The following is a 23,230-nucleotide window of genomic DNA, read 5'->3' as shown; positions in this document are numbered from 1 at the left end:
GGGCGCGCGCGTCGCGCCGGTTCAACCGATCAGCAACCGATTTACGGAGGAGCCCGTAGTGAATGCCACCGATACCCTGGACCCCGCGTCCGCCGAAGAACAGCGCATCATGTCGAAGATCGCGCGGCGCCTGCTGCCGATCCTCGTCGTGATGTTCCTGATCGCATTCATCGACCGGCAGAACGTCGGCTTCGCGAAGCTGCAGATGGTGCACAGCCTCGGGATGACCGAAGCCGCGTTCGGCCTCGCGTCGTCGCTGTTCTTCATCGGCTACCTGCTGTTCGAAGTGCCGAGCACGCTCGCGCTGCATCGCTACGGCGCACGCGTATGGCTCGCGCGGATCATGCTGACGTGGGGGCTCATCACCGTGCTGATGGGCTTCACCACGTCGATGCCGGCGTTCTGCTCGCTGCGCTTCCTGCTCGGCATCGCCGAGGCCGGCTTCTATCCGGGCGTCATCTACTACCTGACGCTGTGGTTTCCGCAGAGCTATCGCGCGAAGGTGCTCGGCATCTTCACGCTCGGCAGCGCGCTCGCGAACATGCTGGGCTCGCTGGTCGGCGGCGTGCTGCTCGGCCTGAACGGCGTGTGGGGGCTCGCGGGCTGGCAGTGGGTGTTCGTGGCGACCGGCGTGCCGGCCGTGCTCGTCGCGATCGTCGTGTTCCGCGTGCTGCCCGCATCGTTCCGCGAGGCGCCGTTCCTCGACGAACGCGAGAAGCAGATCGTCGCCGCCGCGCTCGAACGCGAGAAGCCGGCGCAAGCCGTCCATGCGAAGCCGTGGGCTGCGCTGCTCGATCCGCGCGTGATGCTGTTCGCGGCCACCTACATGCTGATGTCGACGTCGCTGTACGGCGTCACGTACTGGCTGCCGACGCTGGTGAAATCGTTCGGCGTGTCGAGCAGCACGAACGGTCTGCTGAGCATGCTGCCGTGGGCGCTCGCGGTCGTGCTGCTGGTGTGGCTGCCGTCGAAGCTGCGCCGCGCGAAGAGCATCCTGCGCACCATCGCGATCGTCGCCGCGCTCGGCGCACTCGGCTTCCTGATGAGCCTCGTGCTGCCGTCCACACCGTTGCGCTTCATCGCGCTCGTGCTCGGCGGCGCGTGCATTCCGCTGCTGTATCCGTGCTTCTGGTCGATGCCGCCGCGCTACTTCACCGGCGCGCGCGCAGCGGCGAGCGTCGCGGCGATCAACTCGATCGGCAACCTCGGCGGCTTCTTCAGCCAGAATCTGATGCCGTTCGCGGGCAAGGTCACGGGCACCGCGTTCGGGCCGATGATCGTGCCGATCGTGTGCCTCGCCTTGCTCGGGATCGGCGCGCTGATCGCCTGGGCGCGCTCCGAGCGCACGATGGTCGCCGCGCAGGCGTGATGCGCGACGCCGCGCGCCGGGGCGTGCTCCTCGCCGGTCATTCCTGCGTGCGCGCGGCGTGGCGTGCGTCGTACGCGATCGCGACATGCGCGGCCGCCACCGGAACCTCCACCTCGACCGTCGTTCCTTCGCCGAGCGTCGTGTCGATGCGCAGCGTGCCGCCGACGAGGTAGGCGCGCTCGCGCAGACCCACCAGCCCGAACGAAGCGGACTTGCGCGGCGCGCCCGGATCGAAGCCGGCGCCGTCGTCGCGAATCGTCAGCACGAGCGTCTCGTCGCGATACGCGAGCGCCACGCTCGCGCTCGACGCCGCCGCATGCCGCGCGACGTTCGCGAGCGCTTCCTGCGCGATGCGGAACACGGCGGTCGCATACGGCTCGTCGAGCTGCAACTCGCCGGGCTCGACGCGCAGCGCGCAAACGACCCCATGACGGCGCTGGAAATCTTCGACGAGCCATTGCATCGCGGCCGCGAACCCGAGGTCGTCGAGCATCAGCGGACGCAGGTCGGACGCGATGCGCCGCGTCGCGGTGACCGCGCCGCGCGCGAGCGCGTGCATCGCGCCGATCTTGCGGGCCAGTGCCGCGTCTTCCTGCGGCACGTGATCGAGCAGCCATTCGAGGTCGTTCTTCAGCGTCGCGAGCGTCTGCGCGAGTTCGTCGTGCAGCTCGCGCGCGATGCGGCGCTGTTCGGCCTCGCGCGCGCTCGCACTCATTGCCGCGATTTCTCGCAGCTCCTCGCGCGACGCCTGCAGCGCCCGCTCCGCGCGCACGCGCTCCTCGACCTCGCGCCGCAGGTCGCGGTTCGACGCGCTCAACTGCGCGGTGCGCGCCGCGACACGCTGCTCGAGCCGTTCGTTCGCGTCGTTGAGCTGCGCGCTCTTCTGCACGACCAGCAGGTGCTGATAGCGCGCGCCGGCGAGCGCGCGCACCGTCTGCGCATGAAGCCGGCCGTTCTCGAACAGCAGCGCGAACAGCACGACGGCCGACGCGACGAGGCCGTAGGTGCGCCCCGCGTAGAAGCCGAGATCGAAGCGCCCGTGGTTCAGCATCGACGACAACGCGATGTCGAACAGCCACGCGACCAGCACGATCATCAGCCACAGATCGAGTACCGAGTGACGGCGCCGCTGCCGCCACAGCAGCACGAGCGCCGCGAGGTTCAACCCCCAGACGACCGCGATCGCGTTCGTCATCGTCGCGGTCATCCGGTTGCCGTCCATGATGCGCGGCAGCAAATCGTGGCCGGCGGTCGCGAGCAACGCGAGCGCGGCGGTCGCGCCGGCGGTCAGCGCGATGCACAGCAGCACGGGAACCGCCGCGCGGCGCCGCTGCAGCGATGGGCTGCGCGTACGCGAGGCCGCGCGCAGCAGCGCGTATACGCCGAGCGCCAACGGAAAGCCGCCGTGCCAGAACAGATACAGCCATGCGGTGGTCTGCTCGCCGGCGCCGAGCAGGCCGGTCGGCGCGAACAGCCCCGGAAAGGTCAGCATGTGCGTGCCGGCCATGAAGCCCGTGAACAGGTAGCCGCCGGCGAGCGCGAGCAGCGATTTCTCGCGCAGGATCGCGAACTGGCCGAGCAGCAGCCCGGCCGTCACGATGTCGCTGACGACGATCGCCGACTGGTACACCGGAATGAAGCCCCATACCCGCGGCAGCTGCATGCGCGCGAACGGCGCGAGCGCGACGAAGATCGCGACCGACACGAGCACCGTCGCGAGCGCGAGCCGCCGCTCGCGCCGGCCCGGCGGCAGCGACGACATGAACATGTGTGACGGCTGCGGCGCGTCGTCGTCGGCGGCGGCCGGCTCGCGCATGCGGAACGCGGCCATCATGCGTCGCCCACGCCGAGATCGAGCTCGTGGCGCACTGCGTAGCGCACCAGCGCGGCCTCGTGCGGCAGATCCATCTTCTCCAGGATGCGGGTCTTGTAGGTGCTGACCGTCTTCGCGCTCAGCGCCAGCTCCGAGGCGATCCGCGTGACCGTCTGACCGGCCACGATGCGACGCATCACGTCGAGCTCGCGCGCGGACAGCCGTTCGTGCGGCAGCAGGTCGGCCGGCGTACGCAGCGTGCGCGCGAGGCTCTCGGCGGCCGACGGGCTGACGTACACGCCGCCCGCCGCGACCTTGCCGACGGCTTCCACCAGCGCGGTGCTCGCGCTGTCCTTGGTCAGGTAGCCGGTCGCGCCGGCCTTGAACGCGCGGGCGGCGTATTGCGTCTCCGCGTGCATCGTCAGCACCAGCAGCCGCAGCGACGGCGCGCGTTTCTTCAGCAGCCGGATCAGGTCGATGCCGGTCGGCCCCGGCATCGACAGATCGAGCAGCAGCACGTCGGCGGTGTGCCGTTCGGCGAGCGCCAGCGTGGCGTCGCCGTCGCTCGCCTCGCCGACGATGTCGAAGCCGCCGGCCGTCTCCAGGATGTGACGCAAGCCGTCGCGCATCACTGCATGATCGTCAGCCAGAATTACCCTGATCATCGAGCGGTTCTCTCCCGGATGGCGCCGCGTGGCCGCGGCTGTTCGTCCAACAATATATTCCGCCGCAGCGGCAAACGGTGTGCCCGATGTATCTTTTTGAGACACTTGAGCGGGGAATGCATATTGCAGCGAAACGATCGCCGCGTACAGGTGCAGGCGGCAGCGCCAGACGGGGCGGGCGTTTCCGCGTGGTCGTCGGCCGCCGGTCGATGCCGCGGACCGCGGGCCGGCCTGTTTAAGAGATAAACTGGTGAGCGATTGGAATGCGTCCCGCCGAAGGAATCCCGACGATGGTCGATCTCGTCCACATCCTGCCGTCCGTGCTGCCCGACGCCGTCGCGTGGGCCGGTGCGCAGGCCGCGCAGGGGCTTGCGCACGGCGCGCCGCTGACGCGCGCGCAGCACGCCGATGCGCGCGCCGTCGGCGTCGCGCAGCCGGAGCGGATCCGCGTCGTGATCGCGGATCGGCTGCCGTTTCCCGATACGCCGACGCTGGGCGCGATCGCCCACGACTCCGGGCTGCTCGCGCCGGAGACGATCGGCCTCACGCTCGGCCACGCGGTCTTCGTGCTGCGCGGCCACGACACGCGGCGTTTGCTCACCCATGAGTTTCGTCATGTCCATCAGTACGAGGAAGCCGGGTCGATCGGCGCGTTTCTCGCGCGCTATCTGCATGAAATCGCGACCGTCGGTTACCACGACGCGCCGCTCGAGGCCGACGCGCGGCAGCACGAGTTCGACTGACGCCGCCCACGGGCGCGCACGCGCATCGACGAAGCCGCGCGCCGCCGCGATGCGCCCGCTGCCGGCGCGGCGCACAGTGATGCCCGGCGGCCCGCGATGAGCGACGCGATCCACGGCTGGCTGGCCGCGATCGGCGCGCATCCGCTGCTCGTGCTGGCGGTCGTGTTCGTCGTCGCCTGTGCCGAATCGATCGCGCTGATCGGCACGATCGTGCCGGCCGGCGCCGTGATGTTCGCGGCCGGCACGCTGATCGGCGCGGGCGCGCTCGACGCCTGGACGACGCTCGGCGTCGCGGCGGTCGGCGCGATCGTCGGCGACGGCGTCAGCTACGAGCTCGGCCGCCGCTACCGCGGCGCGATTCGCAACGGCTGGGTGCGCTTCGGCTACGCGAACGCCTATGCGCGCGGCGAGCAGTTCGTGTTGCGTCACGGCATGAAGAGCATCGTCCTCGCGCGCTTCCTCGCGCCGGTGCGCGCGGTCGTGCCGGTCGTGGTCGGATGCGCGACGCTGCCGCGACGCGCGTTCTATCCGGTCAACATCGTCTCGGCGCTGATCTGGGCGCCCGTGCACGTCGCGCCCGGCATTCTGTTCGGTGCGTCGGCCGCGCTGGCCGCCGCGATCAGCGTGCGGGTCGCGGCGATTCTGCTGGTGGTGGCCGCGCTCGTCGCGCTCGTATGGATCGGCGTGCGCCTCACGCTGCGGCGCGGCTGGCCGTTGCTGCGCCGCATAGCCGCCGCGGGCATGCACGCGTGCGCGCGGCGCTGGCCGCGCTTCGGCACGCGGCTGCACGCGGCGATCGAAGCGCTTCGGCGGCTGCCGGGCGCCGTGCCGGTGCTCGCGCTGCTGTTCGTCGGCTGCGTGTGGCTGTTCGGCGACGTCGTGCGCGACGTCGTCGCGAACGATCCGCTCACGCATGCCGACATTGCGCTGTACTCATTTCTGCAGAACCTGCGCACGCCGCCCGTCGATGCGGCGATGCGCGCGCTGGCCGTGCTGCATGGACGCGATACGGGGCTGATCGTCGCCGCTGCGTTTCTCGTCTGGCTGATGATCCACCGCTGCTGGCTGACGTCGGCGTGGTGGGCGGCGACGGTCGGCGTCGCGGTCGTGCTCGCGCCGGCGTTCGGCGCCGGCGCGCTCGGCACGACGCCCGCCAGCCTGCCGCCCGGCACCTTGCACGTGCCGCTGCCCGACGCCGACGCGGCGTTCGCGATCGTCGCGAGCAGCGGCATCGGCTGGCTGCTCGCGCGCGACCGGCCCGCGCTGTGGCGCGTGCCGGTCGTCACGGCCGTCGTGCTGTGGATCGTACTGGGCGGCTTCGCGCGGCTGTATGTGGGCGACACCTGGCTGTCGGGGCTGATCGGCGGCTGGAGCCTCGGGCTCGCCTGGTTCGCGGTGCTGGCCGCCACCTACGCATACTGGCAGGTGCGCGAGCACGTGCAGCCGCGCGGCGCGCTGGTCGCGCTGGTGGTCGTCACGGCGACGGCCGGCGTGTGGACCGTGCCCGCGCAGTGGGCGCTCGATCGCGCGGCGCGCCCGCATGTGGGCGACGTCGTCGCGATGACGGTCGACCAGTGGCTGCGCGGCGGCTGGCAGCGCGTGCCGGTGCGACGCACCGAGATCGGCGGCGATCGCGAGGAGTATCTGCCGCTGCAATGGTGCGCGACGTCGGATACGCTCGATCGCCATCTGTCGCTGGCCGGCTGGCAACGCGCGACGCCGTGGTCGCCCGCGAGCGCACTGCGCTGGCTCCTGCCGCAGGCGCAGGCCGACGCGTTGCCGGTGCTGCCGCGCTACACGCACGGCGAGAGCACGCGGCGCGAGTTCGTGCGCGTCGATCCCGCGCGGCCGGACAGCCGTCTCGTGCTGCGGCTGTGGCGTTATCCGTACGTGTTGCAGGACGCGCTCGGCACGCGGCCGCTGTGGTACGGCGCGCTGTATCGCGAGACGCTGCATCGGCCCGCGCGGCTGATGACGATCGTGCGCACGACGACGGTCGACGATGCGGCCGCGATTGCGCAGGCACTCGACGTCGAGCCGAGGCTCGAACGCCCGCCGGTGGACATGCACGCGGCGCCGGCGACGGTGGTGCTCGTGTGGATGGTGCAGCCTTGATGCGCGCGCCACTCCGCTCCCATCTTTCAACCGCAAGGACCCCAATGATCACGCTTCGCCCGATGACCGAAGACGACTTCGCGCGTTTCTGGCCCACCTACCGCGCGGTCGTCGCCGCGCAGGAAACCTACGCGCTCGATCCCGCGCCGACGCTCGAAGCCGCGCGCACGCTGTGGCTCGATGCGCCGCTCTGCACCTGGGTGGCCGAACAGGATGGCGAGCTGCTCGGCTCGTACTTCCTGAAGCCGAACGCGGCCGGCCCCGGCAGCCACGTGTGCAACTGCGGCTACATGGTCAGCGAGGCCGCGCGCGGCCGCGGGCTCGCGCGCGCGATGTGCGAGCACTCGCAGCAGGTGGCGCGCGAGCGCGGCTTTCTCGCGATGCAGTTCAATTCGGTGGTCGCGACGAACGACGTGGCCGTCGCGTTGTGGCAGAAGCTCGGCTTCGAGATCGTCGGGCGCCTGCCGCGCGCGTATCGGCATGCGCGGCTCGGCTTCGTCGACTGCTTCGTGATGTTCAAGTGGCTCGGCGACGCAGCCGCCGCCGAAGCCTGACGCGCGCTCAGACGGCGAACGCGCCGTCGAACACGATCCGCTCGTCGAACGCGAGCGTGCCGCGCGCGAAGATCAGGTCGAGATGATGACTGCCGTTCGCGCCGCCGCCCAGACCGAGATGCAGGCCCGGGTGGCGTTCCTCGAAGCCGGCGTTGCGGCCGTACAGCGCGCGGATGCCGAGGTTCGTGCCGATCCCGAACTCCTCGATGCGCCGGTGATTGTCGTGGCGCTCGAGATAGGCGGCGAAGTCGCGCCGGAAGCCCGCATCGTCGCTGTCGAAACCGTCGATCAGGCTGTCGCGCACGTGCAGCGTCGCGAGCCGCTCGGCCACGCGGTATTTGATCGCGAACGGCACGGTGCCGAGGAACGTGCCGCTGAACACGATCGAGCCGTTGAGGTCGGTGACGTGCGTCGCGATCTCGCCGGGCACGACGTCGAGGTTGCCCATGCCGTCGACGCTCGTCCATTTCTGGTCCGCGGCGAGCGAACCGCTGAGCCGGTTGCCGGCCTCGTCGATGAAATGGATCTGCGACGCGCGCGCGGCCGCTTCGATCAGCCGCGCGTTGCGCGCGGCGATGTCGTCGAGCGATTCGGCGAACGCCTCGTCGAGATGCGGGCCGTAATCCTTGAACAGCACCGACTTGTTCCAGTGCTCGACGATCGCGGGACGGATCGCCGCAAGAAACGGCGGGCCGCTCGGCGACGGCGTGGGCAGGCATGAGGAGTCGTACAGCAGCACGAACAGATCGGCCTGCGTGAGCGCGGCGGCGATGTCGTCGGGTGCGGTGTTTTCGAGGCTGAGAGTGGTCGCGTCGAGCGAGTCGGGCAGGGCGGAAAACGCGCGCAACGCGGTGTCGCGATTGCGGGTGTCGTAGCCGACCAGCAGTTTGCCCGTCTCGCCGCGTGCGAGCTTGTCGCGCAGCGCCGGATGAAAACCCAGCGCGCGATGCAGGTTCAGCATGCGTGTCTCCGGAAGCGGCGGAAGGGCCGCAGCCCTTCCGCGGGAACGGACGGGCCGCTCAGACCGGCCAGAGCGCGGTGCCGAACGGCACCACCGCATCCTCGACCATCATGTCGACGGCCTCGGGGTGCGTGTCTTCCTGCATCCAGTCAAGCAATTCGATCTGCTGGGTTTCCTGCATGTCAATTCTCCTGTGGTGAACAGCGATTCAACATGAAAGCACGGTAAGGGTATTACCGCCGCCCACCCGGTATTTCCTGAATGCCGGGCGAGTGGCGTCGATATTAGTCTGAGGATTTATCGAATGCAATGCATTGCTGCGTTTTTAGTCGTTCGTTGATAAACACGCGGAATTCGCGCCTGTCGGCGTGATCCGGGGCCGGATGAAGCCGAATCGATTCAAACGCGCGCGGCGATTTTTTTTGGAATATCGGCGATGGGAGCAATTCAGCGGGGAATTGTATTTTTTATAATTTCAATCGGCGTATGGCGGCTTCTTTTTTTGCATTCGGTCATGCGCAACATGCGCACGCACGACCGGCCGCGCTCGCGCGCCGGCGGTTGCCGATGCCGCACCGGGCACGCGCGGCGCGGCCGGTTTTCTGGCACCATCTGACGGCTTCCTCACGCGCGGCCACGGCCGCGCGCACGGCCGGTCAGGCTGGACGATTCGAACCATCATGGAGACACCGCGATGCGCGCAGCGCCGCCACCGCAGCATGCCGCCCGCGCACGGGCGGGCGCCGGCACGGCCGAAGCCGACCGGATGGCCGCTTGGCGGCTCGCGGTCCGGCTGTCGCTCGGCAGCGCGATCGCGCTGGGGCTCGCGCGCTTTTCGTATGCACTGCTGCTGCCGCCGATGAAGGCCGATCTCGGCTGGTCGTTCGCCGAGGCCGGCGCGCTCAATACGGCCAACGCGGCCGGCTATCTGCTCGGCGCGCTCGTCTTCCCGTTGCTGTCGCGGCGCTGGCGCGCGGGCACGCTGCTCACCGCCGGCTGCGTGCTCACCGTATCGCTGATGGCCGCTTGCGGGCTGGTGTCGGGCACCGACGCGCTGCTCGCCGCGCGCGTCGCGACGGGCATCGGCAGCGCGCTGATCTTCATCAGCGGCGGCGTGCTGGCCGCGCGGCTCGCGTCCGCGTCGCCACGCGACGCGGGGCTGCTGCTCGGCCTGTACTACGGCGGCACCGGCTGGGGGATCGTCGCGTCGTCGCTGCTGGTGCCCGCGACGCTCGTGCATCGCGCGCACGGCTGGCAACCGGCCTGGTTCGCGCTCGCAGTCGCGTGCGTGCTGTTCTCGGCGGCGGCCGTGTCGGCCGCGCGCCGCATCGAGCACGCGCACGCGGCAGCGGCCGTGCGGCGCGACGCCGCCGCGCCGGCCGCGATCGCCGGCCCCGCGCGCTTCGCGTTCGCGCTCGCGGGCTACGGGCTGTTCGGCGTCGGCTACATCGGCTACATGACGTTCATCGTCGCGCTGCTGCGCGGCGCCGGGATGAGCGGGACGGTGGTGGCCGCGTTCTACGTGATGCTCGGCGTGGCGACCGTCGTGTCGGCACGGCTATGGTCGACGCTGCTCGACCGGATGCGCGGCGGCCAGGCGCTCGCGGTGCTCAATGCGTTGCTCGGCGTGGCGACGCTGATGCCCGCGCTGTTCGTTCATCCGGCAGCGGCGTTCGCGTCGGGCGTGTTGTTCGGCGCGACGTTTCTGTCGGCGGTCGCGTCGACGACCGCGTTCGTGCGTCACAACCTGCCGCCGCAAGGCTGGGCGAAGGGCATCAGCGCGTTCACGACGGTCTTCGCGTTCGGACAGATCGCGGGGCCGGTCGCGATCGGCTGGGTGTCGGACAGCGCGGGGCTCGCGCGCGGGCTCGTCTATTCGGCGCTGACGCTGTTCGCGGGGGCTGGGCTGGCGGCGGCGCAGCGGGCGTTGCCGCGCCGCTGATCGCCGGCGCGCGGCCGGCGCGCACCGCGTCCGCGGAGGATGGCCGCGGCGCCGGCGATGGCGCACCCCCAACCCTCGACACTCACCGCTCGATCTGCCGATTCCAGCGCGTATCCCACTGCGTGCGATGCGCGTTGATCGCGGTCCAGTCGACCACCGTCACCTTGTGCAGCAGATCGTCGACGTTGCCGAGGCTCTGCTGCATCGCGGCGGGCATCTTCGCGAGCCGGTTGGTCGGGATCTGCCTGCCGGCCTCGGCCGCCTTCGTCTGCGCGGGGGCCGACAGCAGGAACTGCGCGAGCTTCTGCGCGAGTTGCGGGTCCGGGTTGTTCGCCACCACGCACAGGTCGACCAGCAGCAGCACCGGCCCTTCCTTCGGGTTCGCATAGGCGACCGGAATGCCCTTGTCCTGGAGATCGCCGACACCGGTCGGGGTCAGCGGGAACAGGCCGGCTTCGCCGGTCTGCACCATCTCGGAGATCTTCGCCGAGTTCGGAATGTACTCGACGACGTTCGGCCCGACCGTGCTCGCCCACTTGCTGAAGCCCGGCTCGACGTTCTGCTCGCTGCCGCCGAGCAGCCGGTTGATCGCGAGGAATCCGTGCAGCCCGAAGGTGCTGCTCGATGCGGACTGGAACACGACCTTGCCCTTGTATTTCGGATCGGCGAAATCGAGCCACGACGTCGGCGGCGCCCAGCCCTTTTCCGCGAACAGTTTCCGGTTGTACGCGATGCCCGTCATGCCGAGCTGCACGCCCGCGCCGACGTCGTCCTTCATCCGCGCGAACGGATACAGCTCCTTGAGCACCGGCGAATCGTCGAGCTTCTGGCACACCCCCAGGCTCACCGCGCGCGCCATCACGCCGTCGTCGAGGAACGCGACGTGGATCTGCGGCTTGTTGCGATTCGCAAGCAGCTTCGCGAGCACGTCCGACGACGTGCCGGGCACGACGACGACCTTCACGTTGTTCGCCTTCTCGAACTCGGGCAGCACCTGGCTCGTATAGGCCTTCTCCATCGGGCCGCCGTTCATGCCGACGTAGATCGTCCTGGTTTGCGCGGACGCGGGCGCGACGGCGCACGCGATGCAGAGGGCGGCCGCCGCCGCGATCGTTGCGGGCAGTTTCATCGTTGGGTCTCCTGTTGACGGGTAGGGGCGCTCGGCGCGGCTTCGCGGAAGAAGCGGCCGATCGAGAATGCACTGAGCGGCGTGGCGGTTTCGCCGGCCGTGACGAGGTCGGCGAGCACTTCGCCGACGCCCGGCGCGAGCAGGAAGCCACCGCCGGAAAAGCCGAACGCATGCAGCAGCTTCGGTGTCGTACGGCTCGCGCCGATGACGGGGTTGTGGTCCGGCGTGCAGCCTTCGACGCCGCTCCACGTGCGGATCAGCAGCGCGTCGCGCAGCGCGGGCAGCAGCGCGCACGCGTCGCGCATCACCGCGCGCGTCGTGTCGACCGACGGCTGGCCGAACTCGCCGTCGCCGCGGCCGCGTCCGCCGCCGATCACGCAGTTGCCGCGCGCGACCTGCCGCGCGTATACGCCGCCGCCGTACACGCCGAGGTTGTGCGTGATGAACGGCGGCAGCGGTTCGGTCACCCACATGTTCGGGTAGATCGGCTCCATCGGCACCGCCTCGCCGAAGCGTTCGGCGATCGTGTTCGCCCACGCGCCGGCCGAGTTGATCAGCCACGTCGCGACGCATGTGCGCGCGCCCGCATGGATGTGAAACTGCGTGCCGTCGTGTCGCACGTCGTCGACGGGCGCGTGTTCGAACACGTCGGCGCCGGCCGCGCGCGCCGCGCGCGCGAACGCGGGCGACACGATGCGCGGGTTCGCGTGCCCGTCGGTCGCGCACAGCGAGCCGCCGAGCGCCGCGCTGCCGAGCCACGGGTAGCGGCGGCGGAACGCCGCGCCGCGCATCACTTGCAGCGGCAGCCCGTGCTCGCCGGCGAGCGTCGCGTATGCATCGAGCGCGTCGAGATCGGCGTCGCTGCGCGCGAGCCGCAAGTGGCCGGACACGACGAACTCGCCGTCGCAGCCGATCAGCTCGGGCAGCCGATCCCAGATGCGCCGCGCGCGCAGCGCGAGCGGCAGCTGTTCGGCCGGGCGGCCCTGGCAGCGCACGCCGCCGTAGTTGACGCCGCTCGCCTGCGCGCCGCAATCGCGGCGCTCGAACAGCGCGACGCGCAGCCCGCGCCGCGTCAGCGCGAGCGCCGCCGACGCGCCCACCAGCCCGCCGCCGACGATCGCGACATCGTAACGGCTGCGCTCATTCATCGCGCGCCTCGTCGGGAATCGTCGCGACGTCGTCGCTTGCGAGTGCGGCCGCGATCGGAAACGGCTTCACCGGCGGTTGCGCGCGCAACCGTCCGACCTCCGCCAGCGGGCGGCCGGTTTCGGCGGCGAGCACGCGCGCGGCCGCGTCCGCGCACATGCGGCCCTGGCAGCGGCCCATCCCGGCACGCGTCAGCGCCTTCAGCCGGTTCAGTTCGGTTGCTGCGCCGTCGCGAACACAGCGGCGCAGCGTGCCCGCATCGATCTCCTCGCAGCGGCACACGATCGTGTCGTCGGGGCAGCGTGCGGCGAGCTCGGGCGGTGGCGTGAACGCCGCCTCGAGGCCCGCGCGGAACGCACCGAGCCGCGCCAGCGTGCGCTCGAGCGCGGCCGCGCCTGGCTTGCCGGAGGGCGAGCCCGGCGCGAAGCCGGCATCGTCGAGCAGTGCGAGCGCCGCGCGCCGGCCCGATGCTTCGGCCGCGTCGGCGCCCGCGATGCCCGCGCCGTCGCCGGCGACGTAGACGCCGCGCATCGACGTGCGACCGGCCGCGTCGCGCTCCGGCAGCCACGCGCCGCTCAGCGGATCGAAGCGGAACCGGCATCCGGCGAGATCGGCGAGCTGCGTTTCGGGGCGAAGCCCGAAGCCGAGGCCGAGCGCATCGCAGTCGAGCATGTGCGCGTCGCCGTCGGCCGCACGCCACGCGAGCCCGCGCACGTGCTGGTCGCCGAGTACGCGCTCGAGCGTCACGCCGGTTTCCACCGCAACGCCGTGCGCGCGCAGCCAGCCGATGTAATACAGCCCCTTCGCGAAGGTCGTCGGCATCCGCAACAGCGCGGCGGCCGCCGCCGTCTGCTGACGCAGCGGGCTCGTATCGAGCACGGCCGCGACCCGCGCGCCGGCTTTCGCATATTGATAGGCGACCAGATACAGCAACGGCCCGGTGCCGGCGAACACGACGCGGCGGCCGATCGCGCAGCCCTGCGCCTTCAGCGCGACCTGCGCGCCGCCGAGCGTGTAGACGCCCGCGAGCGTCCATCCGGGCACTGGCAGCATGCGGTCGGTCGCGCCGCTCGCAACGATCAGGCGCGAAAACGGCACCGTCACTTCGCGGCCGTCCTGCAGCGTGTCGATACGGCCCGTGCCGCACGCCCACGCGAGCGTGTTCGGCCGGTAGTCGACGTGCGGCAGCAGCGCGGCCATGGTGCGGTGCACGGCGTCGGCCTTCGCGGCGTCGAAGCCGTACAGCGTGCGCTTGCCGCGCGTGAACGCGTGCCCGGCCGGCGGCTGCCGATAGATCTGCCCGCCCCAACGTGCGTTCTCGTCGATCACGACGGGGCGCAGCCCCGCGTCGACCAGCGCCTCGGCCGCGCGCACGCCCGCCGGCCCCGCGCCGACGATCACCGGCTGCAGCGCGGCCGTCACGACGCGGCTCCGGTCGCGGCCGGCTGCACGGCTGTCGTCACGAGGCGCATGCCTTCGGCGATCGGCGTGGAGCACGCGCGCAGCCGTGCGCCGGCTTCGGTGCGCACCCAGCAGTCCTGGCATGCGCCGATCAGGCAGAAGCCCGCGCGCGGCTGGCCGCTGAATTCGCTCACGCGCACGCGACGCTGCGCGACGAGGATGGCGGTGAGCACGGTGTCGCCGGCGAGCGCCTGCGCGGCGCGGCCGTCGAGCGTGAACCCGACCGCCGTGCGTCCGTGTTCGGCGACGCGCACGAACTGCGCGCCGTCGTCGGCGATATCGGTGGAGCGGGAAGCGGAAGTCGTCATCAATGTTGGCCGATCAGGATGCGGTTCAGGCCGTACACGCGATCGAGCAGCAGCATCGCGCCGGCGGTGATGAAAATGACGAGCGCCGACACCGACGCCATCATCGGGTCGATCGATTCGGTCGCGTACATGTACATGCGCACCGGCAGCGTGACCGTCTGCGGCGACGTGACGAAGATCGACATCGTCAGCTCGTCGAAGCTGTTGATGAAAGCGAGCAGCCAGCCGCCGGTGATGCCCGGCACGATCATCGGCAGCGTGATGCGGCGGAAGATCGTCCACGGGTCGGCGCCGAGCGAGCACGCGGCCTGTTCGATGCTGCGGTCGAGCCCCGCGACGGACGCGAGCACGAGCCGCATCACGAACGGCGTGATGACGATCGTGTGCGCGAGCACGAGCCACGCGAACGAGCCGGTCGCGCCGATCAGCGCGAACAGGCGCAGCAGCGCGATGCCGAGCACGAGGCCGGGAATCACCAGCGGCGACAGCAGCAGGCCGTTCACGAACGCGCGGCCGGGGAACGTCGCGCGCCCGATCGCGAGGCCGGCCGGCAGGCCGAGCGCGAGCGACAGCGTCGCCGACGCGAACGCGAGCTTCACGCTGTTGGCGAACGCCGTGATGAAGTCCGGATAGTCGAGGATCGCGCGGAACCAGCGCAGCGACAGTCCGTGCGTCGGCAGCGTCAGCGTTTCGTCGGGCGTGAACGCGACCAGCACGACGATCGCGAGCGGCGCGAGCACGAACAGGATCACGAGCGTGTGGAACGCCAGCGCGACAGGGCCGTTGTTTCTCATCGGGAAGCGCCTCCGAGGCTGCGCGCGTAGCGGCGTTCGAGCACGCGGTAGTAGGTGAGCATCACGACGAGATTCGCGACCAGCAGCAGCACGGCGATGGTCGCGCCGAGCGGCCAGTTCAGCGAGCCGAGGAATTCGTCGTAGACGGCGGTGGCCGCAACCTTCAGCCGGCGTCCGCCGAGCAGGCCGGGAATCGCGAACGCGCTCGCCGACAGCCCGAACACCATCAGGCTGCCCGACAGCACGCCGGGCATCAGCTGCGGCACCACGATGCGCCGCAGCGTCGTGAACGGCGATGCGCCGAGCGACAGCGCCGCGTGCTCGGTTTGCGGATCGAGCCGTTGCAGGGCCGTCCACACGGGAATCACCATGAACGGCAGCATCACGTGGACGAGCGCGATCACGATCGCGAACGTCGTGTACTCGAGCTTGTACGGCCCGAGCCCGACGAGCGCGAGCGCCTGGTTCGCGAGGCCGCCCGTGTTGAGCAGCATGCTCCAGCCGAATGCGCGCACGACCACCGAGACGAGCAGCGGCGCGAGGATGACGAGCAGGAACAGCGAACGCCACGGGTCGCGCATCTTCGACAGCACGTACGCCTCCGGCGTGCCGACCACGACGCAGATCGCGGTGGTCAGCGCGGCGATGCCGAAGGTGCGCGCGAAGATCGCGTGGAAGTACGACGAGCCGAGCACTTCCGCGTAGTGACCGAACTGGAACGCGGCGCTCGGGCCGGTGGCCGGATCGAAGCGGTAGAACGTGAGCGCGAAGGTCATCGCGAGCGGCGCGAGCACGAGCGCCGCGAACAGCGCGAACGCCGGCGCGCACATCAGCCACAGCGGCGCATGGGCGCGCCACGTCGCGCGCGGCGGACGCGGGGCGGCCGCGCGTGCCGGCGGCGTAGCGGCGCTCGTATTGGTGCTCGTGCTCGTGCCGCGTTGCGCGGGATCGGCAGGCAGCGGGCGGGCAGGCTGTGCCATTCATGCCTCCCCGCGCATCACGCGCACCGCGTCGCTGTGCCAGTCGACGCCGACCGGCGCGCCTTCCTCGAGTGGCTCCGCGCCTTCGTTCTGGCAGCACACGAGCACTTCGCCGAGTGCGCTGTCCACGCGGTACAGCCACTGGCTGCCGAGGAAGAAGCGGCTCGTGACGGTCGCGGCGAAGCGGCCCGCGCCCGGCGCGCACAGCCGCAGCTTCTCGGGGCGGATGCATACCGACACGGCGTCGCCGACGCGCACGTCGCGCTCGTGCATCGGCAGATGCGCGGTGCGGCCCGTCTCGGCGAGATCGTGGCCGAGGTCGATGCGAATCGCATCGCCGTCGTGCGCGACGACCGTGCCCGGCAACAGGTTCGCCTTGCCGATGAACTGCGACACGAAGCGGTTCTCCGGGCGTTCGTACGCGCGGTACGGCGTGTCGGTCTGCGTGATGCGGCCGGCTTCCATCACGACCACGCGGTCGCTGATCGACAGCGCCTCGGACTGATCGTGCGTGACCATGATCGTCGTCGTGCCGATCTTGCGCTGGATCGCGCGCAGTTCGAACTGCATGTCCTCGCGCAGCTTCGCGTCGAGGTTCGACATCGGCTCGTCGAGCAGCAGCACCGGCGGCTCGATCACCACCGCGCGCGCGATCGCGACGCGCTGCCGCTGCCCGCCGGACAGCTCGCGCGGAAAACGCTGCGCGAGCGCATCGAGTCGCACCAGCGACAGCGCCGCGCGGATGCGCTCCGCGCGCTCGGCCTTGTCGACGCCGCGCATGTCGAGGCCGAAGCCCACGTTCTGCTCGACGCTCATGTGCGGAAACAGCGCATAGCTCTGGAACACGATGCCGAGGCCGCGGCGATTCGGCTTCATGTGCGTGATGTCCTGCCCGTCGAGCGCGATGCGCCCGCGCGTCACGTCGACGAAACCGGCGATCATCTGCAGCGTCGTGGTTTTGCCGCAGCCCGACGGCCCGAGCAGCGACACGAACTCGCCTTGCTCGACCGACAGGTTGACGTCCGCGACGGCGGTGAGCTCGCCGTACGTTTTCGTCAGATCCGTAAGCGTGAGAAACGACATGGGAGGCTCCGGTTCGCACACCGGAGCGCCGGTGCGTCATTGACGCGGACTCTAGCCAGCCATATTTCGGCGCGTCAATTTCGAATTCTGCTCAACGAGAGGAATTTCGGAAAAATTCCGGTGAACGGAATGAATCGACGAAGCGGGTGCGATTCGTTCCGTTGGATGAAGGGCGGCCGTGCCGCGAAAAACGCACGTCAATCCCGTGCACACCCGGATGCCCGCGGTTTTTCGGCGGGACCACAATGGCGGCTCACCCTGTTCCATTCAATGAAATCATCGAGGAGCGCCGGTATGCAGGAACCCGATTCGCGCGGAACGTCGGCGGAAGCGCCCGTGCGGCAGCCGGACGACGCCAGCGGCGCAGCGGGCGTCGGCATGCTGCAGCGTGCGTTCGCGATCCTGCGCGCGCTGGCGGGCATGCAGCAGGACGGCGTGCGCGTCACGCACCTCGCGAAGGCCGTCGGCCTCACGCAAGGCACCGCGCATCGCATCCTGCAGTCGCTGATCGCCGAGCGCATGGTCGAGCAGGACGAACAATCGAAGCTGTATCGGTTGAGCGTCGAGTTCTTCGCGCTCGCCGCGCTGGCCGGCAATCCGAGCAGCATGCGCACGCTGTGCCGGCCCGCGTTGCTGCGGCTGTGCGCGAGCCTCGGCGAGACGATCTTCCTGCTCGTGAAGAGCGGCTTCGACGCGGTGTGTCTGGACTTGTGCGAAGGGCCATTTCCGATCCGGTCGTTTACCGGCGACATCGGCGGGCGTATCGCACTCGGCGTCGGGCAGGGCAGCCTCGCGATCCTCGCGTTCCTGCCGGAAGCCGAGCGCGAGGAGGTGATCCGCTTCAACGTGCCGCGTATCCGCGGCTACGGCGTGCTCGACGAGGTGTATCTGCGCACCGAGATCGAGCGCGTGCGCGAGCTCGGCTACGCGGGTCGCAACAGCGGCGTGCTCGACGGCATGGCCGGCGTCGCGGTGCCCATCCTCGATCGCACCGGCTATCCGGTCGGCGCGCTGAGCGTCGGCACGCTGGCGTCGCGGCTCGGCGACGACCGGATGCCGATGGTCGTCGAACTGCTCAGGCGCCAGGCCGACGCGATCGGCCCGCGCACGAATCCGTTCGATGCCGCGCTGCGGCGGCCGATGCACGGGCTGTCGGGGAACGGCGGCTAGAGGCGGTGCGCGGCGGCGCTGCGGCGCGGCCGGTTCCGCGGTTGGGCGTCGCCTGTCGGTCACGGCTCACCGCTCGCGCGCCATCAGCGTGCCATCAGGCCGTCGCCGCGCCGTGCAGACGAAACTGCGCGACGGCATCGCTCAGCCGCGCGCCCTGATCGTCGAGCGACAGCGCGGCCGCCGCCGCTTCTTCGACGAGCGCGGCGTTGCGCTGCATCGTCTGTTCCATCTGGATCACGGCCGCGTTCACCTGCTCGATGCCGGCGGTCTGCTCGTCGAACGCGGTGCTGGTCTCGCTCATGATCGCGTTGACGCGCTCGACCGCGGTGACGAGTTCGGTCATCGCCGAACCGGCGAGCGCGACGAGCGCGCTGCCGTCCTCGACACGCTGCGCGGAGTTGCCGATCAGTTCACGGATTTCCTTCGCCGCCGACGCGCAGCGCTGCGCGAGCCCGCGCACCTCGGTCGCGACGACCGCGAAGCCGCGGCCCTGTTCGCCTGCCCGCGCGGCTTCGACGGCGGCGTTCAGCGCGAGGATGTTGGTCTGGAACGCGATGCTTTCGATCACGCCGACGATGCCGGAGATCCGCGCGGAGCTGGTGGAGATCGCCGACATCGTTTCGACGACGCGCCGCATCGCGTCGCCGCCGCGCGCCGCGATGCCGGCCGCACCCTGCGCGTAGGTGCGGGCATCGCGCGCGTTGTCCGCGTTCTGGCGCACCGTCGCGGTCAACTGCTCCACGCTTGCCGCAGCTTGCTGCAGCGAGACGGCCTGCTGTTCGGTGCGCGTGGACAGATCGACGTTGCCGCTCGCGATCGTGCGCACGTCGCCGACGATCGTCTCCGTGCTCGTGCGTACCTGGGTCACGGTGTCGACGAGGCCGGCCTGCATGCGCTTCAACGCCTTCAGCAGATAGGCCATTTCGTTTTCGCCGCGGATCGCGACCGCGCCGGTCAGATCGCCTTTGGAGATCCGGTCGAACTGATCGACGGCCAGATGGATGGGCTCGATGATCGCCTTCGCGAGCACGCGCTGCGCGACGAAGCCGACCAGCAGCGCGAACGCGGCGACGCTCGCCATCGCCCAGACGATCCGGTGAAAGCGCGCGCCGGCTGCGTCGTAGCGCGCCTTCTGGCGCGTGACCTGGAACGATTCGAGCGCGTCGATCGCCTGCTGATAGGCGGTGAACAGGCCGGGCGGCGCGGTGCGGTGCGTTTCGAGGAAGTCGAAGGCGTTGTCGTGGTCGAGCTGCGACATCGCCTTGAGGAACACCTGATCGAGCAGCGTGCGGCGACGTGATTGCAGCGTGTCGAACAGCGCCTGCTCGTCGGCGTCGCGGGCGTGCAGTCGCGTGTACGCGTCGAGCTCGTCGTTGCTTTGCTGGAGCAGCGTATGGAGCTGCGCGATTTCGGCGTTGGCCGGCTGGCCGGCGCTGATGATCTGCGCGACGTCGCTCACGCGTTCGCGCAGCACGAGCATCCGCTCGGAGCTGGTTTTCAGATGCAGCAGCGACGCGGTGTCGTCACGGTACATCGCCTCGAGCGAATGGTTGCCCGCGTAGAGCGCGGCGATGCAGGCGCCGACCACCAGCAGGAGCAGCACGGTGTAGCCGGCGATGGTCGCGACGAGGCCGCCGCGGATGCTGAGTTTGCGCATGACGTTCCCTTGCCGGCGGTCGAACGGCGGCCGACGGGCGATGTGGATGACGGATCACGAACGACGACGGGCGCCGCGTCGAAGCTCGGGGCGCCGGGGTTACCAACGCGTTAACGGCGGGCGGGGCGCGGAGGTTTTATCCGTATGCGACGTGGATATGGATGGATGCGACAGGTGGGGCGCCTGCGTTCGGTTGAGGGTGGGGCGCGGTTGTTGGTATGGCCGATCGTGCGGCGGGCTGGAAAGTCGTTCGAATCTCGGCAGGGGATTCCGCTGAATCGGACGGTGGTGAATCGCTTTGTGGCAGTGAGTGGATTCAGCACGTGGGCGTGGAACGACGATGGATGGATTTGATTGAGATGCGCCAGGCGGTGTGTTGGCGATGCCGCATTCGCGGCGGCGGTGGTAGGTGTGAAATAGATGCGACAAAATGGTGGCCCAACAGCCATACGCGTCGCTCGTGGCCTTCATGCGAGCTTCGAACACGATCGCCCGTTCCGACTGATTCATGAATCGATACGCCATCATCATTGGGCTTTCCTTGGTTGCCTGCGCCTGCTCGAAAAAGGAACCGCCGGGGACCGCTTTGCCCGACATGAGCGCCGTGCGCACGAATCTCGCTTTCAGCTGCACGCATCAGGCGGATCACCTGCCGCCGCTTGATCCGCAGGCAGAGGGCCTGTTTCTCTACGCGCGCTTTTTGGAGAAGCAGGACGGCACGAAAGATTTCAACGAGGTGGCGCGCTATTACCGGATCGCGGCGGCACATGGACACTACAAGGTCAATCAGAATCTCCAGTCGCTGATTTCCGACGGTTTGGCCGGTTCACCCGATGCACCGAAGGAAACGGTCGCGCTTGCCGTGCGACTGATCCAACAAGGCATCCCATCGGGCTACTACGACATCGGTCACTATCTCGAAACCGGATATGGACTGGGGCAGGATGCCGAGACGGCACTGCGGTATTTCCGGAAGGCGGCCGATCTTGGGAACCCGGAGGCGCAGGCGTATGTTGCCGAGTTGCTGGCTCCTCATGACAAGGCTCCAGATATCGCGCGCCAGATGCGTCGATGTGCGGCTGACCAAGGGTTTGGCAACGCGGCGACGACTTTAGCGATCGATTTAAAAACGGACAAACTTTACAGTGAATCTGTAAAGGTGTTTCAGCAAGGCGCGAGTTCTGGGGACGTGATGGCAGCCTCTTTCTTGCGGGATGGATTCAAAGGGCCGCCTGCTTCCGATCAATTGGATTACATTGCATTATCCAATGATCCTGAGCGATCGCGACGATACGCCTTAATTGGACAGTTCTTGAGCGATAACGACGGCCGCAACCCCAAACTCCCCGACATCGACAAAATCGTGCCCCTTCCGCCCGCAAAGCTCCCCCGGTGGGACGGCACATTCGAATGGCAGAAGGAGCAGGACGCCGCCGCCTCGCCACCGAAGCCGTCGGAAGCGACGGTCGATGCGATGGCGAAGGCCTACAATCTGGATCCGAAAACCGGTTTCCCGCTGTAAGAGAAAACCGGCAAGACATTGAATACCTGAACGAGGCAACGACAAATGACGCGATACATGATCCTCGACGGCGATCACACGACCGTGGCCGGAACCGTCCGCGCAACGGCAACGCCGTTCGAGCTTGGCGGCAGACACATCGCTCATGAAGGCGACGACGTGATCTGTCCCGCGTGCAAAACCGTCGGCAAGATTCAATGTGTCGGCCCGCGACAGCCGATGACGGGGCCGGACGGGCGGCCTGTGGCATTGAGCGATGACCTTTGTATCTGCAAGTGCGCCCCGCCGCCGAAGCTCGTCCCGTCTCAGCAAGTGATGTCGGTCGACGCGTGACGGTACGCAAGGCCGCCAATCGCATGGTGGTCGATACGTTCACGTCGCCACCCATGCGCGCCGCAGCGGCTCACGCGCCATATCGTCAAACTTGCCCGCTCAGCACGCCGCGCCGGTAATGCGCACCATGCTGCGCCGATAACCGGCGGGCGCGAACGCGGCGTTCAACGCGGCCATCGCCGCGACCACGCCGGCATGCGCCCACCACGCGATCGCGAAGCCGCCGCCCGCGTCGCGCAGCCAGCCGATCAGCCACGGGCTCGCGGCCACGATCAGGAACCCGACACCCTGCACGAACGCGGCAAGCGCACCGGCGAGTCGTGCGTCGGGAAGATGGTCGAGCGTGACGATCAGGCTCATCGAGAAGAAACCGCCGAGCCCGATGCCGACGCTGGCGACCCACAGCCATGGCGCAAGCGCGGGCATTGCCGCGAACCCGGCGAAGCCGGTCGCCTGCAACGCCAGCGTCGCCCACAGCACCGCACGCCGATCGTGCGCCCGTTTCGCGAGCAGCGGCATCGCCAGCGCGCCGGCCGCCTGGAACAGCGCCATCCATGCAAGCAGGTTGCCGCTCGCCTGCGCGCTCATGCCAGCGCTGCGATAGAACGCCGGCAGCCACGCGACGACGCTCGCATAGCCGCTGTTGCAGAGACCGAAGAACAGCGCCAGCTGCCATGCGCGCGGCACCCGCGCGAACGCGGCGACCGACGCCGGCACCGTGGCCGCGTGCGCTGCATGCACTGCATGCGCTCCGTGCGCTGCGTCACGCGGCGCATGCGTTCGCCACAACGTGAGCGTGACGAGCGCGGGTACGGCCCAGACGGCCAGCGACAGACGCCAGCCGCCGTGCGCGGCGAGCCACGGGCTCGTCATCGCGCCGAACGCCCCGCCGCCGACGAGCGCGGCCGAATAGACGCCCATCGCGAGCGGCAGCCGATCGACGAACCAGCGCTTCGCGAGGCCCGGCGTGAGCGCCTGGATCACCGCGACTCCGGCGCCAGCGACGATCGCGGTGACCACCAGCCCGCTGCCGCTGCCCGCCCACAACCGCGCGGTGCAGCCGGCGGCAATCAGCACCAGCGCGACCGTCAGCGCGCGTCGTTCGCCGACGCGCCGCGCGAGCCCCACGCCGACCCCGGCGACGATGCCCATCAGCACGAACGGCAGGGTGGTCAGCAGCGCAGCCGCGCGAAAGCCGAGGCCGGTGTCGCTGCGCACGAAGTCGAGGACGGGGCCGAATGCAGTGAGGAACGGACGCAGGTTGATGCCGGCCAGCACCAGCAGCGCGAGCGCGCCATACGACATTGAAGCGGCGCGCGGACGGCAGGCGGCTTGCGCGGTGCAGCGGTCGGTCATCGAATTGCTCCAGGACGGGGCCTGCGGCCCCACGATGCGATGCCGAAAGGGTAAAGCTGCGCTGCGCCGCTTGAAAATTAAATATTCGACTGCCTGTCAGTGGGGAATCCGATGGCGCGTCCACGCCGC

Annotated in this window: 20 protein-coding genes and 1 pseudogene; 8 read left to right on the top strand and 13 right to left on the bottom strand. The window is 69.5% G+C overall.

Annotated elements, in window-relative coordinates; translation table 11 throughout:
• Positions 1-58 precede the first annotated feature (58 nt).
• Positions 59-1,369 carry an MFS transporter gene (locus tag AK36_RS08255; RefSeq protein WP_014724483.1) on the top strand — a complete coding sequence of 437 codons (1,311 nt, stop codon included), beginning with the start codon at positions 59-61 and terminating at the stop codon, positions 1,367-1,369.
• Positions 1,370-1,406: 37 nt separating this feature from the next.
• Here AK36_RS08255 and AK36_RS08250 read toward each other — a convergent pair whose 3' ends face one another.
• A complete protein-coding gene (locus AK36_RS08250) occupies positions 1,407-3,203 on the bottom strand; it encodes a sensor histidine kinase (protein ID WP_045578253.1) in 1,797 nt (598 codons plus the stop codon).
• Positions 3,200-3,847: a response regulator gene (locus tag AK36_RS08245; protein ID WP_041494073.1), complete on the bottom strand. Its 648-nt coding sequence runs from the start codon at positions 3,845-3,847 to the stop codon at positions 3,200-3,202. The genes AK36_RS08250 and AK36_RS08245 overlap by 4 nt, the downstream gene beginning before the upstream one ends.
• Positions 3,848-4,137: 290 nt before the next feature.
• Here AK36_RS08245 and AK36_RS08240 point away from each other — a divergent pair, with 290 nt between their 5' ends.
• From AK36_RS08240 to AK36_RS08230, 3 genes are all read left to right on the top strand, one after another.
• Positions 4,138-4,590 carry a hypothetical protein gene (locus tag AK36_RS08240; RefSeq protein WP_043292355.1) on the top strand — a complete coding sequence of 151 codons (453 nt, stop codon included), beginning with the start codon at positions 4,138-4,140 and terminating at the stop codon, positions 4,588-4,590.
• Between the two features lie 96 nt (positions 4,591-4,686).
• Positions 4,687-6,705, top strand: a complete 2,019-nt coding sequence (locus AK36_RS08235) for an LssY C-terminal domain-containing protein (RefSeq protein ID WP_045578252.1) — start codon at positions 4,687-4,689, stop codon at positions 6,703-6,705.
• Positions 6,706-6,749: 44 nt separating this feature from the next.
• Positions 6,750-7,259: a GNAT family N-acetyltransferase gene (locus AK36_RS08230; protein WP_014724489.1), complete on the top strand. Its 510-nt coding sequence runs from the start codon at positions 6,750-6,752 to the stop codon at positions 7,257-7,259.
• A gap of 7 nt (positions 7,260-7,266) precedes the next feature.
• Here AK36_RS08230 and AK36_RS08225 read toward each other — a convergent pair whose 3' ends face one another.
• Entirely contained in the window at positions 7,267-8,220 is a 954-nt protein-coding gene (locus AK36_RS08225) for a CgnE/CgnB domain-containing protein (RefSeq protein WP_045578251.1), read from the bottom strand.
• Between the two features lie 58 nt (positions 8,221-8,278).
• Positions 8,279-8,401, bottom strand: a complete 123-nt coding sequence (locus AK36_RS34550; protein WP_006479692.1) for a hypothetical protein — start codon at positions 8,399-8,401, stop codon at positions 8,279-8,281.
• A 513-nt stretch (positions 8,402-8,914) separates the two neighbouring features.
• Here AK36_RS34550 and AK36_RS08215 point away from each other — a divergent pair.
• Positions 8,915-10,162, top strand: a complete 1,248-nt coding sequence (locus AK36_RS08215; RefSeq protein ID WP_034194908.1) for a YbfB/YjiJ family MFS transporter — start codon at positions 8,915-8,917, stop codon at positions 10,160-10,162.
• Positions 10,163-10,244: 82 nt separating this feature from the next.
• Here AK36_RS08215 and AK36_RS08210 read toward each other — a convergent pair whose 3' ends face one another.
• From AK36_RS08210 to AK36_RS08180, 7 genes are read right to left on the bottom strand one after another with little or no spacing between them, the layout of a single operon-like run.
• Positions 10,245-11,291 (bottom strand): ABC transporter substrate-binding protein, encoded by a 1,047-nt coding sequence (locus AK36_RS08210; protein WP_011881405.1) that lies wholly within the window; start codon positions 11,289-11,291, stop codon positions 10,245-10,247.
• Positions 11,288-12,439, bottom strand: coding sequence for an NAD(P)/FAD-dependent oxidoreductase (locus AK36_RS08205; protein ID WP_045578250.1), 1,152 nt, complete (start codon positions 12,437-12,439; stop codon positions 11,288-11,290). Before AK36_RS08205 ends, AK36_RS08210 begins: the two co-directional genes overlap by 4 nt.
• A complete protein-coding gene (locus AK36_RS08200; RefSeq protein ID WP_045578249.1) occupies positions 12,432-13,859 on the bottom strand; it encodes an FAD-dependent oxidoreductase in 1,428 nt (475 codons plus the stop codon). Before AK36_RS08200 ends, AK36_RS08205 begins: the two co-directional genes overlap by 8 nt.
• Complete coding sequence (locus AK36_RS08195) at positions 13,856-14,206, bottom strand: (2Fe-2S)-binding protein (RefSeq protein ID WP_011881408.1); 351 nt, start codon at positions 14,204-14,206, stop codon at positions 13,856-13,858. Before AK36_RS08195 ends, AK36_RS08200 begins: the two co-directional genes overlap by 4 nt.
• Positions 14,206-15,000 carry an ABC transporter permease gene (locus AK36_RS08190; protein ID WP_011881409.1) on the bottom strand — a complete coding sequence of 265 codons (795 nt, stop codon included), beginning with the start codon at positions 14,998-15,000 and terminating at the stop codon, positions 14,206-14,208. Before AK36_RS08190 ends, AK36_RS08195 begins: the two co-directional genes overlap by 1 nt.
• Positions 14,997-15,980 (bottom strand): ABC transporter permease, encoded by a 984-nt coding sequence (locus tag AK36_RS08185; protein WP_045578248.1) that lies wholly within the window; start codon positions 15,978-15,980, stop codon positions 14,997-14,999. Before AK36_RS08185 ends, AK36_RS08190 begins: the two co-directional genes overlap by 4 nt.
• Positions 15,981-17,063 (bottom strand): ABC transporter ATP-binding protein, encoded by a 1,083-nt coding sequence (locus AK36_RS08180; RefSeq protein WP_034194912.1) that lies wholly within the window; start codon positions 17,061-17,063, stop codon positions 15,981-15,983.
• Between the two features lie 294 nt (positions 17,064-17,357).
• On the opposite strand from AK36_RS08180, the gene AK36_RS08175 reads away from it, so the two are divergent.
• Positions 17,358-18,233: an IclR family transcriptional regulator gene (locus AK36_RS08175; protein WP_045578247.1), complete on the top strand. Its 876-nt coding sequence runs from the start codon at positions 17,358-17,360 to the stop codon at positions 18,231-18,233.
• A gap of 94 nt (positions 18,234-18,327) precedes the next feature.
• Here the strand turns inward: AK36_RS08175 and AK36_RS08170 are convergent, their stop codons facing one another.
• The gene (locus tag AK36_RS08170; RefSeq protein ID WP_045578246.1) at positions 18,328-19,890 is read right to left on the bottom strand and encodes a methyl-accepting chemotaxis protein; all 1,563 of its coding nucleotides are present in this window, start codon (positions 19,888-19,890) and stop codon (positions 18,328-18,330) included.
• 508 nt (positions 19,891-20,398) lie between these two features.
• Between AK36_RS08170 and AK36_RS08165 the strand changes: the two are divergent.
• Together AK36_RS08165 and AK36_RS08160 are read left to right on the top strand one after the other, a co-directional pair.
• A pseudogene (locus AK36_RS08165) lies at positions 20,399-21,409 on the top strand (SEL1-like repeat protein); the annotation flags it as partial.
• Between the two features lie 48 nt (positions 21,410-21,457).
• Positions 21,458-21,745: a PAAR domain-containing protein gene (locus AK36_RS08160; protein ID WP_011881415.1), complete on the top strand. Its 288-nt coding sequence runs from the start codon at positions 21,458-21,460 to the stop codon at positions 21,743-21,745.
• Positions 21,746-21,844: 99 nt separating this feature from the next.
• Here AK36_RS08160 and AK36_RS08155 read toward each other — a convergent pair whose 3' ends face one another.
• The gene (locus tag AK36_RS08155) at positions 21,845-23,101 is read right to left on the bottom strand and encodes a cyanate transporter (protein ID WP_045578245.1); all 1,257 of its coding nucleotides are present in this window, start codon (positions 23,099-23,101) and stop codon (positions 21,845-21,847) included.
• Positions 23,102-23,230: the final 129 nt, after the last annotated feature.

Origin of the sequence: Burkholderia vietnamiensis LMG 10929 (assembly GCF_000959445.1) — a bacterium.
Classification (GTDB): Bacteria; Pseudomonadota; Gammaproteobacteria; order Burkholderiales; family Burkholderiaceae; genus Burkholderia; species Burkholderia vietnamiensis.
Note: the sequence above shows the minus strand (reverse complement) of the source record. Positions and strands in the feature narration are given on the sequence as shown.

Bases quoted from the DNA above. Each gene is read 5' to 3' on its own strand.
- AK36_RS08250 (WP_045578253.1), bottom strand. From the start codon at position 3,203: ATGATGGCCGCGTTCCGCATGCGCGAGCCGGCCGCCGCCGACGACGAC.
- AK36_RS08245 (WP_041494073.1), bottom strand. From the start codon at position 3,847: ATGATCAGGGTAATTCTGGCTGACGATCATGCAGTGATGCGCGACGGC.
- AK36_RS08240 (WP_043292355.1), top strand. From the start codon at position 4,138: ATGGTCGATCTCGTCCACATCCTGCCGTCCGTGCTGCCCGACGCCGTC.
- AK36_RS08235 (WP_045578252.1), top strand. From the start codon at position 4,687: ATGAGCGACGCGATCCACGGCTGGCTGGCCGCGATCGGCGCGCATCCG.
- AK36_RS08230 (WP_014724489.1), top strand. From the start codon at position 6,750: ATGATCACGCTTCGCCCGATGACCGAAGACGACTTCGCGCGTTTCTGG.
- AK36_RS08225 (WP_045578251.1), bottom strand. From the start codon at position 8,220: ATGCTGAACCTGCATCGCGCGCTGGGTTTTCATCCGGCGCTGCGCGAC.
- AK36_RS34550 (WP_006479692.1), bottom strand. From the start codon at position 8,401: ATGCAGGAAACCCAGCAGATCGAATTGCTTGACTGGATGCAGGAAGAC.
- AK36_RS08215 (WP_034194908.1), top strand. From the start codon at position 8,915: ATGCGCGCAGCGCCGCCACCGCAGCATGCCGCCCGCGCACGGGCGGGC.
- AK36_RS08210 (WP_011881405.1), bottom strand. From the start codon at position 11,291: ATGAAACTGCCCGCAACGATCGCGGCGGCGGCCGCCCTCTGCATCGCG.
- AK36_RS08205 (WP_045578250.1), bottom strand. From the start codon at position 12,439: ATGAATGAGCGCAGCCGTTACGATGTCGCGATCGTCGGCGGCGGGCTG.
- AK36_RS08195 (WP_011881408.1), bottom strand. From the start codon at position 14,206: ATGACGACTTCCGCTTCCCGCTCCACCGATATCGCCGACGACGGCGCG.
- AK36_RS08190 (WP_011881409.1), bottom strand. From the start codon at position 15,000: ATGAGAAACAACGGCCCTGTCGCGCTGGCGTTCCACACGCTCGTGATC.
- AK36_RS08185 (WP_045578248.1), bottom strand. From the start codon at position 15,980: ATGGCACAGCCTGCCCGCCCGCTGCCTGCCGATCCCGCGCAACGCGGC.
- AK36_RS08180 (WP_034194912.1), bottom strand. From the start codon at position 17,063: ATGTCGTTTCTCACGCTTACGGATCTGACGAAAACGTACGGCGAGCTC.
- AK36_RS08175 (WP_045578247.1), top strand. From the start codon at position 17,358: ATGCAGGAACCCGATTCGCGCGGAACGTCGGCGGAAGCGCCCGTGCGG.
- AK36_RS08170 (WP_045578246.1), bottom strand. From the start codon at position 19,890: ATGCGCAAACTCAGCATCCGCGGCGGCCTCGTCGCGACCATCGCCGGC.
- AK36_RS08160 (WP_011881415.1), top strand. From the start codon at position 21,458: ATGACGCGATACATGATCCTCGACGGCGATCACACGACCGTGGCCGGA.
- AK36_RS08155 (WP_045578245.1), bottom strand. From the start codon at position 23,101: ATGACCGACCGCTGCACCGCGCAAGCCGCCTGCCGTCCGCGCGCCGCT.